General features: G+C 69.1%; 11 protein-coding genes. 10 read left to right on the top strand and 1 reads right to left on the bottom strand.

All coding sequences use genetic code 11. The features are described from left to right. Positions 1–10 precede the first annotated feature (10 nt). The 6 genes from ACFWGD_RS00960 (at position 11) to ACFWGD_RS00935 (ending at position 8,980) form a co-directional block, all read left to right on the top strand. On the top strand, positions 11–2,278 hold the full coding sequence (locus tag ACFWGD_RS00960) for a polyribonucleotide nucleotidyltransferase (protein WP_377776649.1): 2,268 nt from the start codon (positions 11–13) through the stop codon (positions 2,276–2,278). A gap of 227 nt (positions 2,279–2,505) precedes the next feature. Further along, positions 2,506–3,519, top strand: coding sequence for an aldose 1-epimerase family protein (locus ACFWGD_RS00955; RefSeq protein ID WP_377776648.1), 1,014 nt, complete (start codon positions 2,506–2,508; stop codon positions 3,517–3,519). A 78-nt stretch (positions 3,520–3,597) separates the two neighbouring features. Then, positions 3,598–5,259 (top strand): sodium:solute symporter family protein, encoded by a 1,662-nt coding sequence (locus ACFWGD_RS00950; RefSeq protein ID WP_377776647.1) that lies wholly within the window; start codon positions 3,598–3,600, stop codon positions 5,257–5,259. Between the two features lie 11 nt (positions 5,260–5,270). Further along, positions 5,271–5,582, top strand: coding sequence for a cell wall anchor protein (locus ACFWGD_RS00945; protein ID WP_377776646.1), 312 nt, complete (start codon positions 5,271–5,273; stop codon positions 5,580–5,582). 6 nt (positions 5,583–5,588) lie between these two features. Further along, positions 5,589–7,979, top strand: coding sequence for a galactokinase (galK, locus tag ACFWGD_RS00940; protein ID WP_377776645.1), 2,391 nt, complete (start codon positions 5,589–5,591; stop codon positions 7,977–7,979). Between the two features lie 251 nt (positions 7,980–8,230). After that, the gene (locus ACFWGD_RS00935; protein ID WP_377776644.1) at positions 8,231–8,980 is read left to right on the top strand and encodes a DUF2786 domain-containing protein; all 750 of its coding nucleotides are present in this window, start codon (positions 8,231–8,233) and stop codon (positions 8,978–8,980) included. Positions 8,981–9,016: 36 nt separating this feature from the next. Here ACFWGD_RS00935 and ACFWGD_RS00930 read toward each other — a convergent pair whose 3' ends face one another. Continuing rightward, a complete protein-coding gene (locus ACFWGD_RS00930; protein WP_377776643.1) occupies positions 9,017–10,522 on the bottom strand; it encodes an MDR family MFS transporter in 1,506 nt (501 codons plus the stop codon). A 317-nt stretch (positions 10,523–10,839) separates the two neighbouring features. On the opposite strand from ACFWGD_RS00930, the gene dapB reads away from it, so the two are divergent. Genes dapB through ACFWGD_RS00910 form a run of 4 tightly spaced genes read left to right on the top strand, consistent with a single transcriptional unit; the run spans position 10,840 to position 15,488 of the window. Continuing rightward, complete coding sequence (gene dapB / locus ACFWGD_RS00925; RefSeq protein WP_377776642.1) at positions 10,840–11,598, top strand: 4-hydroxy-tetrahydrodipicolinate reductase; 759 nt, start codon at positions 10,840–10,842, stop codon at positions 11,596–11,598. Between the two features lie 10 nt (positions 11,599–11,608). After that, positions 11,609–12,361, top strand: a complete 753-nt coding sequence (thyX, locus tag ACFWGD_RS00920; protein WP_377776641.1) for an FAD-dependent thymidylate synthase — start codon at positions 11,609–11,611, stop codon at positions 12,359–12,361. A gap of 49 nt (positions 12,362–12,410) precedes the next feature. Then, positions 12,411–13,316 carry a 4-hydroxy-tetrahydrodipicolinate synthase gene (gene dapA, locus ACFWGD_RS00915; protein ID WP_377776640.1) on the top strand — a complete coding sequence of 302 codons (906 nt, stop codon included), beginning with the start codon at positions 12,411–12,413 and terminating at the stop codon, positions 13,314–13,316. Continuing rightward, the gene (locus ACFWGD_RS00910) at positions 13,317–15,488 is read left to right on the top strand and encodes a ribonuclease J (RefSeq protein WP_377776639.1); all 2,172 of its coding nucleotides are present in this window, start codon (positions 13,317–13,319) and stop codon (positions 15,486–15,488) included. It begins immediately after the preceding gene. Positions 15,489–15,601 lie beyond the last annotated feature (113 nt).

Raw genomic sequence — 15,601 nt, 5'->3', positions numbered from 1 at the left:
TATTCCCCGCATGACCGATAATCAGTACGACTACGACGACAACGGCTACGACGACATCGTGGAGGCCGTCGCTGTCATCGACAACGGCGACTTCGGCACCCGCGAAATCCGATTCGAGACCGGCCAGCTGGCCCGCCAGGCCGACGGCGCCGTCACCGCGTACCTCGACGACGAGACGATGATGCTCGCCACGACGTGCGCGTCCAACAACCCCCGCGAGGGCTTCGACTTCTTCCCGCTGACGGTGGACGTCGAGGAGCGCATGTACGCCGCGGGCCGCATCCCCGGCTCGTTCTTCCGCCGCGAGGGCCGCCCCGGCCAGGACGCCATCCTGGCCTGCCGCCTGATCGACCGCCCGCTGCGCCCGACGTTCGTCAAGGGCCTGCGCAACGAGGTCCAGATCATCATCACCGTCATGTCCCTCGATCCGAAGGACATGTACGACGTGGTGGCCATCAACGCCGCCTCCGCCGCCACCCAGCTGTCCGGCCTGCCGGTGTCCGGCCCGGTCGGCGCCGTCCGCATGGCGCTGGTCGCCGACGACGCCCACCCCAAGGGCGAGTGGGTCGCGTTCCCGACCGTCGAGCAGCACGAGCAGGCGCTGTTCGAGATCGTCGTCGCCGGTCGCCTGGCCGACGACAACGCCGCCAAGGGCCGCGGCAAGTCGCGCAAGGCCAAGGCCGCCGCCGACAACGTGGCCATCATGATGGTCGAGGCCGGCGCCACCGAGCACGTGGCCGACCTGGTCGCCCAGGGCCGCCCGGCGCCGACGGAGTCCGTCGTCGCCGAGGGCCTGGAGTCCGCCAAGCCGTTCATCGCCGAGCTGTGCCGCGCGCAGCAGTCCCTGGCCGGCGAGGCCGCCCAGGATGTCCGCGAGTTCCCGCTGTTCCCGGCGTACAACGACGACGTCTACGCCGCCGTCGAGTCCGAGGCCGCGGCCAAGCTGCCGGAGCTGCTGAAGACCCCGTCGAAGCAGGACCGCGACGATGCCACCAACGCCTTCATGGACGAGGTCGTCGCCGCCCTCGAGCCGCAGTTCCCGGAGCGCGGCAAGGAGATCGCCGCCGCGTACAACGGCCTGATGAAGTCGATCGTGCGCGACATGATCCTCACCGACGGTTTCCGCATCGACGGCCGCGCCACCGACGCGATCCGCGACCTCGGCGTCGAGATCGAGCTGATCCCGCGCGCACACGGCTCCGCCCTGTTCGAGCGCGGCGAGACCCAGATCCTGGGCGTCACCACGCTGGACATGCTGAAGATGGAGCAGCAGATCGATTCGCTGGGCCCGGTGTCCTCGAAGCGCTACTTCCACCACTACAACTTCCCGCCGTACTCCACCGGCGAGACCGGCCGCGTCGGTTCGCCGAAGCGCCGCGAGATCGGCCACGGTGCGCTCGCCGAGCGCGCCATCGTGCCGGTGCTGCCGTCGCGCGAGAAGTTCCCGTACACCATCCGCCAGGTCTCCGAGGCGCTGGGCTCCAACGGCTCGACGTCGATGGGCTCCGTGTGCGCCTCGACGCTGTCGCTGTACAACGCCGGCGTTCCCCTGCGCGCCCCGGTGGCGGGCATCGCCATGGGCCTGGTCTCGGGCGAGGTCGACGGCGACACCCGCTACGTCGCGCTGACCGACATCCTCGGCGCCGAGGACGCCTTCGGCGACATGGACTTCAAGGTCGCCGGCACCTCCGAGTTCATCACCGCACTGCAGCTGGACACCAAGCTCGACGGCATCCCGTCGAAGGTGCTGGCCGACGCGCTGGAGCAGGCCCGCGACGCGCGCCTGACCATCCTGGAGGTCATGGCCGAGGCCATCGACGAGCCGGACGAGATGAGCCCGTTCGCCCCGAAGATCACCACGATCTCCGTGCCGCAGTCGAAGATCGGCGAGGTCATCGGCCCCAAGGGCAAGGTCATCAACGGCATCACCGAGGAGACCGGCGCGAACATCTCCATCGAGGACGACGGCACGATCTTCGTGTCCGCCACCTCCGGTGAGGCCGCCGACGCGGCGATCGAGAAGATCAACGCCATCGCCAACCCGCAGCTGCCGAAGGTCGGCGAGCGCTACCTGGGCACCGTGGTCAAGACCACCGCCTTCGGCGCGTTCGTCTCCCTGGTCCCGGGCCGCGATGGTCTGGTGCACATCTCCAAGCTGGGCGACGGCAAGCGGATCGACAAGGTCGAGGACGTGGTCAACGTCGGCGACAAGATCCAGGTCGAGATCGCGGACATCGACAACCGCGGCAAGATCTCGCTGGTTCCGGTCCAGGAGTAGTCCTCCGGCCAACGGGCCCCGCATCGTGTTTTCACGGTGCGGGGCCCGTTTTTCGCGTTCACGGGCCCTTACCGGGCGAATCGGGGGCCGGGCCAATCGTCTGAACCGAGAAAGAGCAGCCGGGTGTGTCCGAGGAGACAGGCCTGTTATGACCAGTTGTGACATTCCAGTGCTATGCTTCGTGTCAAAGGGATCACATCCGAAGCACATGCAGCAGGAGGGTCACAATGACCGCGACCGCAGCAGGGGGAGCCCCCGAGCGCCCCCGCCACGAACACCCGTTCATCGAGATTTCGGCGGGGCAGTACCGCGCCGACATCTCCGCCTTCGGTGGTGGCCCCCGGTCGCTGGAGTACGCCGGCCGCCCGCTGCTGGTCGACTACCCGCGGGGCGAGTTCCCGCCGCTGAGCGCCGCCACGCTCCTGGCGCCGTGGCCCAACCGCGTCGCCGATGGCGTGTTCATCCACGAGGGCGTCGTCCACCGCATGCAGATCACCGAGCCGGGGCGCTCCAACGCGATCCACGGTTTCGTGGCCAACTGCGCCTGGGATTTCGTCGAGGCGGGGGAGGACCACGTCACCCTCTCCATCGAGCCCGGCCCCCAGCCCGGCTGGAATTGGCCCATGCGCTTCACGGTGCGCTGGAGCGTCGACGCCGACGCCGGCCTGCGCGCCGATGTGACCGCCGAAAACTTGGGCACCTCGCCGTGCCCCTTCGGGTTCGGGTTCCACCCGTACCTCAGCGCCGCCGGGGCGGACCTGGACGATTGCGTCCTGTCCGTCGGCGTCGAGCGCAACCTCCCGCTCGAGCCCGTCCGCAACCTGCCGGCCGGGCCCGATGTCCCCGCCGATGCGGTGGTCCCGGGCCTGTCCGACGGGGTCCTGACCTCGGGATTGTGGCTCGACCATTGCTTCGCGTCGCCGGTGGCGGCGTGGGGCGGTGGGCTTGACGACGACGCCGCCCGCGCATCCGACGCACCTCCCGCCCGCGCCCGCCTCGTGGGGCCGGACGGCGAGGGCGTCGAGATGTGGGCCGACGACGCCTTCGGGTGGTTCCAGATCTTCACGGCCGACCCCGCCCGGCGCGAGGGCTTCCCCCGCGTCGGCCGGGCGCTGGCCGTCGAACCCATGACCTGCCCGCCCGACGCCCTGAGGTCCGGACGCGACCTCATCTCGATCGGCGCCGGCGAGAAGGTCGAATTGTCCATGGGCCTCCGCTCGGCGGGCACGGTGGCGCGGTAGCGCGCGGGCCGTCGTCAAGCAAGAAGCCCCCACGAACTTCCATCATTCACATCATCACCACAGAACCAGGAGAATGCCGTGATTCAGGCTGAGGCCGCACTCCGGCTGGACGCGAGCTGGGTAGATTACTCGCTCGTCGCCCTCTACTTCGCATTTGTTCTGGGCATCGGCTGGGCCGCACGGTCCAAGGTGTCCTCGTCCATCGACTTCTTCCTCTCCGGCCGCTCGCTGCCGGCGTGGGTGACGGGCCTGGCGTTCATCTCCGCCAACCTCGGCGCCGTCGAAATCGTCGGCATGTCCGCCAACGGCGTGCAGTACGGCTTCCAGACCATGCACTACTTCTGGATCGGCGCGATCCCGGCCATGGTCTTCCTGGGCATCGTCATGATGCCCTTCTACTACGGCTCGAAGGTCCGCTCCGTGCCGGAGTTCATGCTGCGGCGCTTCGGCCCCGGCGCGCACCTGGTCAACGCGATCTCCTTCGCCGTCGCCCAGCTGCTCATCGCCGGCATCAACCTGCTGCTGCTGGCCAAGGTGGTCAACTCGCTGCTCGGCTGGCCGCTGTGGGTCACCCTCATCGTCGCCGCCGTCATCGTGCTGTCCTACATCACCCTCGGCGGCCTGTCCGCGGCCATCTACAACGAGGTGCTGCAGTTCTTCGTCATCATCGCCGCGCTGCTGCCGCTGACGCTCATCGGCCTGCACAACGTCGGCGGCTGGAGCGGCCTGAAGGCCTCGCTCGCCGCCGAGTCGCACTTCCACACCTGGCCCGGCACCGACATCTCGGGCTTCGACAACCCGATCGTCTCCGTCATCGGCCTGACCTTCGGCCTCGGCTTCGTGCTGTCCTTCGGCTACTGGACCACCAACTTCGTCGAGGTCCAGCGCTCCATGGCCGCCGATTCGCTGTCCGCGGCCCGCAAGACCCCGATCATCGGCGCGTTCCCCAAGATGTTCGTGCCGTTCATCGTCGTCATCCCCGGCATGATCGCCGCGGCGACCGTCACGCCGATCATGAACCAGTCCGCCGCGCCGAATGACGCGATCCTGTACCTGATGCGCGATCTGCTGCCCAACGGCCTGCTCGGCGTCGCCATCGCGGGCCTGCTCGCCGCGTTCATGGCCGGCATGGCCGCCAACATCTCGGCGTTCAACACGGTCATCAGCTACGACATCGTCGAAACGTACGTGATCAAGGGCAAGCACGACGACTTCTACCTGAAGTTCGGCCGCTGGGCCACCGTCGCCGCCGCCCTCATCGCGGTGTTCACCGCCCTGATCGCGAACAACTTCGGCAACGTCATGGACTACCTGCAGACGCTGTTCGGCTTCTTCAACGCCCCGCTGTTCGCCACCTTCATCCTGGGCATGTTCTGGAAGCGCATGACCCCGACCGCCGGTTGGGTGGGCCTGGTGCTCGGTACGCTGTCCGCGGTCGTCTACTGGTACATCTCCACCTTCACCGACGCCACCGCCGGCGTGTTCAACCTCCCGGGCCAGGGCACCGCGTTCGTCGCCGCGTCCGTCGCCTTCGTGGTGGACATCGTCTTCTCCATCCTCGTTTCGCTGGTCACCAAGCCGAAGCCCGACCATGAGCTCGTCGGCTTCGTCAAGTCGGTGACCCCGAAGGAAAACCTCACCGACGCCAACGAAGCGACGCTGCCGTGGTACCAGCGCACCGTGCCCCTGGGCATCCTGTGCATGGCCATGGTCATCGTCCTCAACATCGTGTTCGCCTAGGAGTGACTGACATGAGCAACATCACGTCCAACAAGAAGGCCGCCGGTGCCTTCGACGTTCGCAACATCATCGGCGCACTGCTGGGCATCTACGGGATCGTCCTGCTGATCGCCGCGTTCCTGCTCGACCCGGGCATGAACCCGGACACGGGCCTGCCCAAGGACGCGTCCTACAACACGTGGACCGGCCTGGCACTCGTCGCCTCGGCGGCCGTGTTCCTCATCTGGGCGAAGGTCCGCCCGATCATCGTGCCCGCCGATGCGGAGGCCCCGGCCGCCGCGCACGACGACCCGCATCACCGCGATGCCGTGAAGGAGGCGTAGCCCACCATGACCGCCCATCCCTTCTCCACCACGCGGATGACGCTTGCCGACGGCCGCGAGCTGATCTACTTCGACGACGAACCCGATTTCGTCGCCGGCCGCAGCACCCGCAAGACCGTCGACGACCGCACGCTGCCGGAGGCGGTGACGGAGTCCGAGCTGCGCCGCGATCCCCTCACCGGGGAATGGAACGTCTACGCCGCTCACCGCATGAACCGCACGTTCATGCCGCCGGCCAACGAGAACCCGCTGGCGCCGACGAAGCCGGGGGAGCTGCCCACGGAGATCCCCGCCGACGATTATGACGTCGTGGTCTTCGAGAACCGCTTCCCGTCGCTGTCGGTGCACATGGACGTCCCGGATGACTTCGCGGTCGAGGTCGACGGCGAGGAGCTCTTCCCGCGCCGCCCGGCCCTGGCCCGCTGCGAGGTCGTCTGCTTCACCCCGGACGTCACCTCCACCTTCCGCGATCTGCCGTACCACCGTGCCCGCACGGTGGTGGAGGCGTGGGCGCACCGCACGCGCGAGCTGTCGGCCATCGACGGCGTGCGCCTGGTGTTCCCGTTCGAGAACCGCGGCAAGGAAATCGGCGTCACGCTGCAGCACCCGCACGGGCAGATCTACTCGTACCCGTACCTGCCTGCGCGCGCGGCGTCGATCGCGCAGCAGGCCAAGGCGCACCGCGCCGAGACGGGCCGTTCGCTTTTCGATGACGTCCTGGCCGCCGAGAAGCGCTCGGGCCGCAGGATCGTCGCCGAGGGCGAGCACTTCACGGCGTTCGTCCCGGCCGCGGCGAAGTGGCCGGTGGAGGTCATGCTCATGGCCAATCGGGACGTGCCGGATTTCGCGGCGCTCACCGATGACGAAAAGGATGAGCTGACCCGCATGTATCTCGATCTGCTGGGCCGCATGGACCGGTTCTTCGAGGGCGTCGAGCGCACCCCGTACATCGCGTCGTGGAATCAGGCGCCGGTGGGCGAGGACCGCGAGCACGGCCGGCTGCACCTGCAGCTGTACTCGATGATGCGGTCGCCGGGGCGCATGAAGTTCCTCGCCGGCTCGGAGTCGGGCCAGGGCGCGTGGATCTCGGATACGACCCCGGAGCGCATCGCCGACCGCTTCCGCGAGATCGGCGGCGCGAAGTGGTCGCCGACGCGCGACGACGCCACCGGCGCGGCCGATGCGGCGGTGCTGTTCAAGAAGGCGTTCGACGCCGCGCCCGCCGGCGTGTGGGCGGCGCCGGGCCGCGTGAACCTCATCGGCGAGCACGTCGACTACGCCGGCGGCATCTGCCTGCCCTTCGCGCTGTCGCAGCGCACGTGGGTGGCGGTGTCGCCCCGCGAGGACCGGAAGTACCGCCTGGTGTCGTCGATGGGCGGCGATGATCCCCAGATCGTGGAGATCGGCGTCGACGAGGTCGGCCCCGGCAAGCCGAAGAATTGGACCGGCTACGTCGTCGGCTCGATCTGGGCGCAGCAGGAGGCGGGCCTTCTGCCGCGGGACCTGGGCGGATTCGACATCGCCGTGGTCTCCGACGTCCCGATCGGCGGCGGGCTGTCCAGCTCGGCCGCGCTCGAGTGCTCGGCGGCGCTGGCCGCCTACGAGCTCACGGTCGGCCCGATCGGCGGCCCGGACGACGAGTTCGGCCACGAGGTCCGCGCAGCCCTGGTCGCCGCGTGCATCAGCGCGGAGAACGACGTCGTGGGCGCCTCGACCGGCGGCCTGGACCAGCGCATCTCGCTGTTCGGGCAGACGGGCAATGCCCTGGCCATCGACTACGCCGACGATTCGGCCGTGCAGGTCCCGTGCGATCTTCCGGCGCATGACCTGGCCATCCTGGTCATCGACACCAAGGCCCCGCATTTCCTCGCCGACGGGCAGTACGCCTCGCGCCGCGGGGTCATCGATGCGGTGACGGAAGGCTTGGGCGTCGGGTCCCTGAGGGAGCTTGACGACGCCACATCGTCCGCCGCAGAGTGGGCCCGGTCCAACGTCCCGAATGGCGCGGACGCCGATGAGTGGGAGCGGGTCGTCGTCAAGCGCGTGCGCCACGTCGTCTCCGAAATCGAGCGGACGGCCACGGCGATCGAGCAGCTGCGGGCGGGCGACATGGCCGCGTTCGGCGAGTCGATGTGCGCGAGCCACGCCTCGCTGCGCGACGACTACGAGGTCACCTGCCCCGAGCTGGATCTGGCGGTGGACACGGCCATGGAGCACGGTGCCGTCGGCGCCCGGATGACGGGCGGGGGATTCGGCGGCAGCGCCATCGCCCTGCTCGATCCGGCGCACGTGCGGGCCGTCGCCGACGCCATCGCCGGGGCGTATGCGGAAGCCGGGTTCCGGCCGCCGGAGTTCCTCGTGGCGGTGCCGTCGGATGGTGCCGAGCGGGTTGAATGAGCGCATGAGCGCATGACCGCGTGACCGCGTGATCGCGTGATCGTGCGCCCGGCCACCAGCTGGCCGGCGCGAAAAGGAGCCCCGTGACCTCGAAGTGAGGGAGCGGGGCTCTTCCGCATGCGAAGGTCCGTTCGATGGCGTAGCATCGCGGGCGAATCGAAAACGAGTGCGACTGCTCCGGGGTCGGGGCGGGCGCGAACGATGGGGCGGTCGAGGGGCCGCGCCGAAGGGGGCTGGTTCGGATGGGATCGATGCGGGGAGATATCCGCGAGAAGGTGCGCAAGCTGCTCAATCAGGCGACGGACCGGGAGGGGACGCCGGAGGGCGACGTGTTCCGCGACAAGGCCTTCGCGCTGATCGCGCAGTACGGGCTGGATCCGGCCAAGCTGGGGGATCCGTCGGATGCCGGTGCGGCGATGAAGGTGGTGGAGCTGGACATGTCTGGCGCGTACCAGCGCCAGCAGATCGGCCTGCTCAATGCGCTGGCGCGGGCGCTGCACTGCGAGGTCGTGCTGTGGTCCGGCGGCGGCGCCACCGGTGGCCGCGGGATGGGCCGGGGCGCGGACCGGGGCACGCTGATCGGGGCCGCGCGGCACGTCGAGCGCGTGCAGCTGCTGTTTTCCATGCTGTGCCCGCACATGCTCGCCGGCGCGGCCAGGCTGCGGGCGGGGGATTCGGCGCGGACGGCCCGGTGGCGCCGGTCGTACATGGTGGGATTCGCCACTGTCGTCGGCGATCGTCTGGCCGAGCTGGAGCGAGGCGCGGCGCAGCGGGCGGACCTCGATGCACAGCGGCGCCCCGCCGGCGGGAGCGCGTCGCTGGTGCTCAAGGATGATGCGCAGCGGGCGCGGGACGAGATGCGCCGCCGCTACCCGTTCCTCCGGCACACGTCTTCGAAGGCGCGGCTCGACGGCGACGCGTTCAGGCACGGCTGCGACGCGGGCTTCAACTCCGATCTCGGCCAGGCGCGGATGGGCGCGCGGCGGGCGCTGGGTGGCTGAGGCGGAAAGATCGCGCGGTTCAGTTGCCCCGCGGGACTATTCCAGCTCGACGCGCTTGCGGGTGCGCTTGACCTGGGTGGACAGGGCGATGGTGATCACGCCGAAGCCGACGCCGACCCACAGTGCGATGCGGTAGCCGTTGATGGTCTCGTCGATGGCCGGGGTGGCGGACGTGGTCATGGTCGCCGTCGCCGCGGCGGCGATGGCGACGAACGCCGCGGTGCCCACCGCGCCGAACACCTGCTGCAGGGTGTTGACCACCGCGGAGCCGTCCGGGTACAGCTTCTGCGGCAGGTCGCCCAGGCCCCACGTGAACAGCGGGGTGAACAGCAGGCCCAGGCCGATCTCCAGCACGATGTGCGCGGCGACGATCCACCACAGAGGGGTGTTCATGCCCATCATCGCCAGGCCGAGGACGCCGAGGGTGACCAGCACGGCTCCCGGGGGAACCAGCGGGCGCGGCCCGACCTTGTCGTAGAGGCGCCCGACGATCGGGCCCATCAGGCCCATCACCAGCGGGCCGGGCATGAGCATCAGGCCGATGGTGAGGACCTCGACGCCGCGCAGCGCCAGGTAGAGCGGGAGGATGATGATGACGCCGAACATCGCCAGCATGCCGATGGAGAGGATGGCCGTGGAGATGGCGAAGCTCTTCGTGCGGAACACCCGCAGATCCAGCAGCGCCGAATCCGTGCGCGCCAGGCGGATCTGGCGCAGCCCGAACAGCACCAGGGACGTCAGGCCGATGCCCAGGGTGATCCACAGCATCGCGCCGGCGTCCGCGCCGACCAGGGACAGGCCGTAGACCGTGACGCCGAAACCGATGGCGGACAGGACGACGGAGAGAAGGTCGATGCGCTTGTCGGATCGCTCGCCGAAGGAGGGGAGCAGTGCGGTGCCCACGATGAGGACGACGATGCCGATGGGCAGCATCGTCCAGAAGAGCATGTGCCAGTTGTTGGAGGCCAGCTTGAGAATGAACCCGGACACCGTCGGGCCGACGGCGGGGGCCACGGCGATGACGATGGACAGGTTGCCCATCATCGTCCCGCGCTTGTCCTCCGGGACCAGGCGCAGCACGGTGGTCATGAGCAGCGGCAGGAGGATCGCCGTGCCCACGGCCTGGATCACGCGGCCCAGAATGACCACTGCAAACGTCGGCGACAGCGCGCCTATGAGCGTTCCCGCCACGAACAGGCCCTGGGAGACCAGGAACATCTGGCGCAGCGTCAGCTTGGAGATGAGGAAGCCGGTGACGGGGATGACCACGGCCATGGTGAGCAGGAAGGCGGTGGTGACCCACTGCGCCAGCGTCGCCGTGATGTCGAGGTCGGTCTTGATCACCGGGATGGCGACGCTCATGACGGTCTCGTTGAGGATCGCGATGAACGCGGCCGCCAACAGGACGTAGATGGCCATGTACGGGGTGCGGCCCCGCGCAGGGGCGGACTCGCCGCCGCCGGCAGGCGACTCCGCACCCGACGAAGGCGCGGTGCCGGACGATTGCGGGCTGCCGGTGTGGGTGCGCTCGGCGCTGGACATGCGCCACTCCTTTCCCCGGGATACGCCGGGAGGCCTGTGCGGCGGGCGCGGCGGGGATGGTGCCCGCGGGCGGCGCCCGATGAAACTGATGACCGCGCGACGAATCCGGGTGGCGCGTGCGCGGTGAACCGGATCAACATACGCCCATGTCACCGGCAATGCCAGTCGGTCGATCCCGGCGCCGGGAAACGGCGGGTCGGCGCGAACTCCGGCGCACGCGGCCTAGAGTGGGTGCACGGTAAGAGATGCACGACAAGAGCTGAACTAAAGACGAGCGGGCGCGATCGCGCCCGCGACGAGGGGAGAGCCAGGAGAACATGGGCAACATCAAGGTCGGCGTGCTCGGCGCCAAGGGCAAGGTCGGATCGACCATCTGCGAGGCCGTCGAGGCCGCCGACGATCTGGACCTCGTCGCGTCGCTCGACGCCGGCGACGACCTGTCGGCGCTGTCGGAGGCCGGGGCCGAGGTCATCGTCGACTTCACCCAGCCCGACGCGGTCATGGGGAACCTGGAGTACTGCCTGGCCAACGGCATCCACGCCGTCGTGGGCACCACCGGTTTCACCCCGGAGCGCCTCGACCAGGTCCGCGCGTGGATCGACGCCGGGGAGGAGGGCCGCAAGGCCAACGTCCTCATCGCGCCGAACTTCGCCATCTCGGCGGTGCTGACCATGCGCTTCTCCGAGATCGCGGCCCCGTACTTCGAGTCGGCCGAGGTCATCGAGATGCATCATCCGCACAAGAAGGACGCCCCGTCCGGAACCGCGATCCACACCGCGGAGGGAATCGCGCGGGCCCGTCGTGAAGCGGGGATGGGCGCCCAGCCCGACGCCACCGAACAGTCCCTCGACGGCTCCCGCGGAGCCGACGTCGAGGGCGTGCCGGTCCACGCGGTGCGCATGACCGGCACCGTCGCTCACGAGACCGTCATCTTCGGCACCGAGGGGCAGTCCCTGACCATCAAGCAGGACTCGTACTCGCGCACGTCCTTCGTGCCGGGCGTCCTCGTCGGTGTGCGCAAGATCGCCGGGCACGAGGGGCTGACCGTCGGCCTCGAGTCCTACCTGGGACTGTAAGGGCGCCGACATGTCCGAGATCGTGGGATTGAGCGCGCAGCTCATCGCTTCCACGCAGTTCGCAGCGCCCGACGACATCGACTGGGGCACCGACGCCGACGGCGGCGAAGCGCTCATCGAGTTCGCCGGCCGGGCCTGCTACGAAACGTGGGACAAGCCCAACCCGAGGACCGCGACGAATCAGGGATACCTGCGCCACGTGCTCGAAGTGGGCCACACCAGCTTGTTCGAGCACGCGTCGGCGTCGATCTACGTGCGCGGGCTGTCGCGGTCGTGCTCGCACGAGCTGACGCGGCACCGCCACTTCTCCTTCTCGCAGTTGTCGCAGCGGTTCGTCCCCGACACCGCCAACCGCGTGGTCGCGCCCGCGGCGATCTCCGAGGACCCGGAGCTGCTGGCGCTGTTCGAGGGCGTCGTGGACCAGTCGCGCTTCGCCTACCAGGAATTGCTCGACGCGCTGGAGGAGAAGTGGGCGGACGAGCCCAACGCCCTGCTGCGCCGCAAACAGGCGCGCCAGGCCGCGCGCGCGGTCCTGCCCAACGCCACGGAAACACGTATCGTGGTCACCGGTAACTACCGTTCGTGGCGGCATTTCATAGGAATGCGGGCCACGGAACATGCGGATTCGGAGATCCGGGCCCTGGCGGTGGCGTGCCTGCGCGAACTGCAGCAGGCGGCCCCCACGGCGTTCGGCGATTTCGAGGTCAGCCGCCTCCGCGACGGTTCCGTCGTCGCGTCGAGCCCGTACGCATTTGAAGGATAAGCCGGGGCAATGCCCCGTACAGCGACACAGAACAGGTACCCTCTCAACAATGACCACTGGATTCGCTTCGAACCGAGGCGTCGATGCCTTCGGCACCGTCGCCGTCGCCATGGTGACCCCGTTTGACGCGGACGGCGCCCTGGACGTCGATGCAGGCGTGCGGTTGGCCGGGCATCTGACGGACAACGGCTGCGATTCGCTCATCCTCGCCGGCACCACCGGCGAGTCCCCGACCACCTCCACGGAAGAAAAGCTGGAGCTGCTGCGCGCCGTGCGCGCCGAGCTCGGCGATTCCGTCAAGCTGGTCGCGGGAGCGGGCACCAACGACACCGCATCGTCCATCGAGCTCGCCAAGGCCTCGGCCGACGCGGGCGCGGACTCCCTTCTGGTGGTTACGCCGTATTACTCGAAGCCGAGCCAGGAAGGCATCTACCGGCACTTCACGGCCGTCGCGGACGCGACGGACCTGGAGGTCTGCCTGTACGACATTCCGCCGCGCTCGGTCATCCCGATTGAAACGGACACTCTTTTCCGTCTCGCGGAGCACCCCCGCATCACCGCCGTGAAGGACGCCAAGGGCGACCTCGGTTCGGCGGCGCACATCATCGCCAATTCGGATTTGGCCTGGTACTCGGGTGACGACGTCGTGAATCTGCCGTGGCTGTCCATCGGCGCCTCCGGCTTCATTTCCGTCATCGGCCACGCCGCGCCCCGCAAGCTCGCCGACCTGCGCGACCAGTTCGACGCCGGCCGGCTCGATGCCGCCCGCGAGACCCACGCTTCCATGACCCCGCTTTTCCGCGCCCAGGGCCGCCTGGGCGGGGTGAGCTTCGCCAAGGCAGCTTTGCAGCTGCAGGGCATTCAGACAGGAGAACCCCGTTTGCCTCAGATTTACCCGACCCCCGAGCAGCTCGATCTGCTCGCTTCCGACTTGCGAGAGGCCGGTGTCCTTTAAGTGAGCGAGAATCGCAACCGCCCCCGCAAGGTCGTCCGCAAGGCCGGACCGCCGCAGGAGGCGGAGATCGCCCGCGCCGAGTCCCCGGCGCCGAAGAACGACGGCGGCAACGCCGCCAAGAACGACTCGAAGAACGCCGGCAACGGTGAGGCCAAGAACGAGGCCCGCAACGAGCAGAAGAACGACCGCGACTCCGGTCAGGGCCGTTCCGGCGGCTCCAACCGCGGTGGGCGCGGCGGCCGAGGTGGCCGTGGCGGCCGCGGCGGCCAGAACAACAATGGCAACAACGGCGGCAACGGCAACGGCAACGGCAACCGCGGTGGCCGCGGCGGCCAGGGCCAGGGTGGCCAGAGCGGCGGCAACAAGGGCGGTGGCCGCGGAGGCAATCGCAACCGCCGCAACGTCGTCCAGTCCATGCAGGGTGCGGATCTGACCCAGCGCCTGGCGGAGCCGCCGAAGGCCCCGAAGGACGGCCTGCGCATCGTCGCGCTGGGCGGCATCTCGGAGATCGGCCGCAACATGACGGTCTTCGAGTACAAGGAACGCCTGCTCATCGTCGACTGCGGCGTGCTGTTCCCGAGCTCGGATGAGCCGGGCGTCGACCTGATCCTCCCGGACTTCTCCTACATGGAGGGCAAGTGGGATCGCGTCGAGGCGCTCGTGGTCACCCACGGCCACGAGGACCACATCGGCGCCATCCCGTGGATGCTCAAGCAGCGGGGCGACATCCCCGTCATCGCGTCGCGCTTCACCCTGGCGCTGATCCAGGCGAAGCTGCAGGAGCACCGCATCCGCCCGAAGACCGTCGAGGTCAACGAGCAGGACCGCCTCCAGCGCGGCCCGTTCGACCTGCGTTTCTTCGCGGTCAACCACTCCATCCCGGAGTGCCTGGGCGTGGCCATCAAGACCGGCGCCGGCCTGGTCGTCCACACGGGCGACATCAAGCTGGACCAGACTCCGCCGGACAACCGCCCCACCGACCTGCCGGCCCTGAGCCGTCTGGGCGACGAGGGCGTCGACCTGTTCCTGTGCGACTCGACCAACGCGACCACCCCGGGCGTGTCCGAGTCCGAGGCGGACATCATCCCGACGCTGCGCCGTCTGGTGACCGAGGCCAAGCAGCGCGTCATCTTCGCCGCCTTCGCGTCGAACGTGTACCGCGTCCAGGCCGTCATCGACGCCGCCGTGGCCGCCAACCGCAAGGTGGCGTTCAACGGCCGCTCGATGATCCGCAACATGCGCATCGCCGAAGAGCTCGGCCTGCTCACCGCCCCGCGCGGCACGATCGTCGAGATGAACGAGGCGTCCCGCATGGCCCCGCACAAGGTCGTGCTGGTCACCACGGGCACGCAGGGTGAGCCGATGGCGGCGCTGAGCCGCATGGCCCGCCGCGAGCACCGCCAGATCACCGTCCGCGACGGCGATCTGATCATCATGTCCTCGTCGCTGGTGCCGGGCAACGAGGAGGCCGTCTTCGGCGTCCTCAACATGCTCGCGCAGATCGGCGCGAAGGTCGTCACCTCGCGCGACGCGAAGGTGCACACCTCCGGCCACGGCTACTCGGGCGAGCTGCTGTTCCTGTACAACGCGGTGCGCCCGTCCAACGCGATGCCGGTCCACGGCGAGTGGCGCCACCTGCGCGCCAACAAGGATCTGGCCATCTCCACCGGCGTGCCGGCGGAGAACGTGGTGCTGGCGCAGAACGGCGTCGTCGTCGACCTCGTCGACGGCCGCGCCCGCGTCGCCGGCCAGGTGCCGGTCGGCCAGCTCTACGTCGACGGCACGTCGATGGGCGACGTCGACGCCGACGTCCTCGCCGATCGCGCGGAGATGCGCGAGGGTGGCCTGATCACGGTCACCTCCGTCATCGACAACCGCACCGGCCGTCCGCTGGAGAAGCCCCGCGCCCAGGCCCGCGGTTTCTCCGACGACGTCAAGGAGGTCCTGGCCGAGGTGGAGAAGCTGGTCGACGAGACCATGTTCGACCTGGCCGGTTCGGGCGAGAACAACCCGTACCGCATGGCGCAGGAGGTCCGCCGCCGCGCGGAGAAGATGATCAACCAGAAGTACCGCCGCAGCCCGATGATCGTCCCGACCATCGTGCCCATGTCCTCGGAGTCCGGCGACGCCGTCTCCGACGATGACGTGGATGGCACGCGCGAGAGCCTGTAGCTTTCGGGCCGGTCCGGCTCCCGGACCGGTCGTGCTTGACGACGCCCCTTTCGGCCCCGCCGCCGGAAGGGGCGTCGTCGTCGCGTGGCGCTCCCCGTCGGGCCCGATGAGCG

This window comes from Corynebacterium sp. NPDC060344, from assembly GCF_042725215.1.
GTDB lineage: Bacteria > Actinomycetota > Actinomycetes > Mycobacteriales > Mycobacteriaceae > Corynebacterium.
Note: the sequence above shows the minus strand (reverse complement) of the source record. Positions and strands in the feature narration are given on the sequence as shown.

Coding starts and splice junctions, on each gene's coding strand:
- ACFWGD_RS00960 (WP_377776649.1), top strand. CDS start 11: ATGACCGATAATCAGTACGACTACGACGACAACGGCTACGACGACATC.
- ACFWGD_RS00955 (WP_377776648.1), top strand. CDS start 2,506: ATGACCGCGACCGCAGCAGGGGGAGCCCCCGAGCGCCCCCGCCACGAA.
- ACFWGD_RS00945 (WP_377776646.1), top strand. CDS start 5,271: ATGAGCAACATCACGTCCAACAAGAAGGCCGCCGGTGCCTTCGACGTT.
- galK (WP_377776645.1), top strand. CDS start 5,589: ATGACCGCCCATCCCTTCTCCACCACGCGGATGACGCTTGCCGACGGC.
- ACFWGD_RS00935 (WP_377776644.1), top strand. CDS start 8,231: ATGCGGGGAGATATCCGCGAGAAGGTGCGCAAGCTGCTCAATCAGGCG.
- ACFWGD_RS00930 (WP_377776643.1), bottom strand. CDS start 10,522: ATGTCCAGCGCCGAGCGCACCCACACCGGCAGCCCGCAATCGTCCGGC.
- dapB (WP_377776642.1), top strand. CDS start 10,840: ATGGGCAACATCAAGGTCGGCGTGCTCGGCGCCAAGGGCAAGGTCGGA.
- thyX (WP_377776641.1), top strand. CDS start 11,609: ATGTCCGAGATCGTGGGATTGAGCGCGCAGCTCATCGCTTCCACGCAG.
- dapA (WP_377776640.1), top strand. CDS start 12,411: ATGACCACTGGATTCGCTTCGAACCGAGGCGTCGATGCCTTCGGCACC.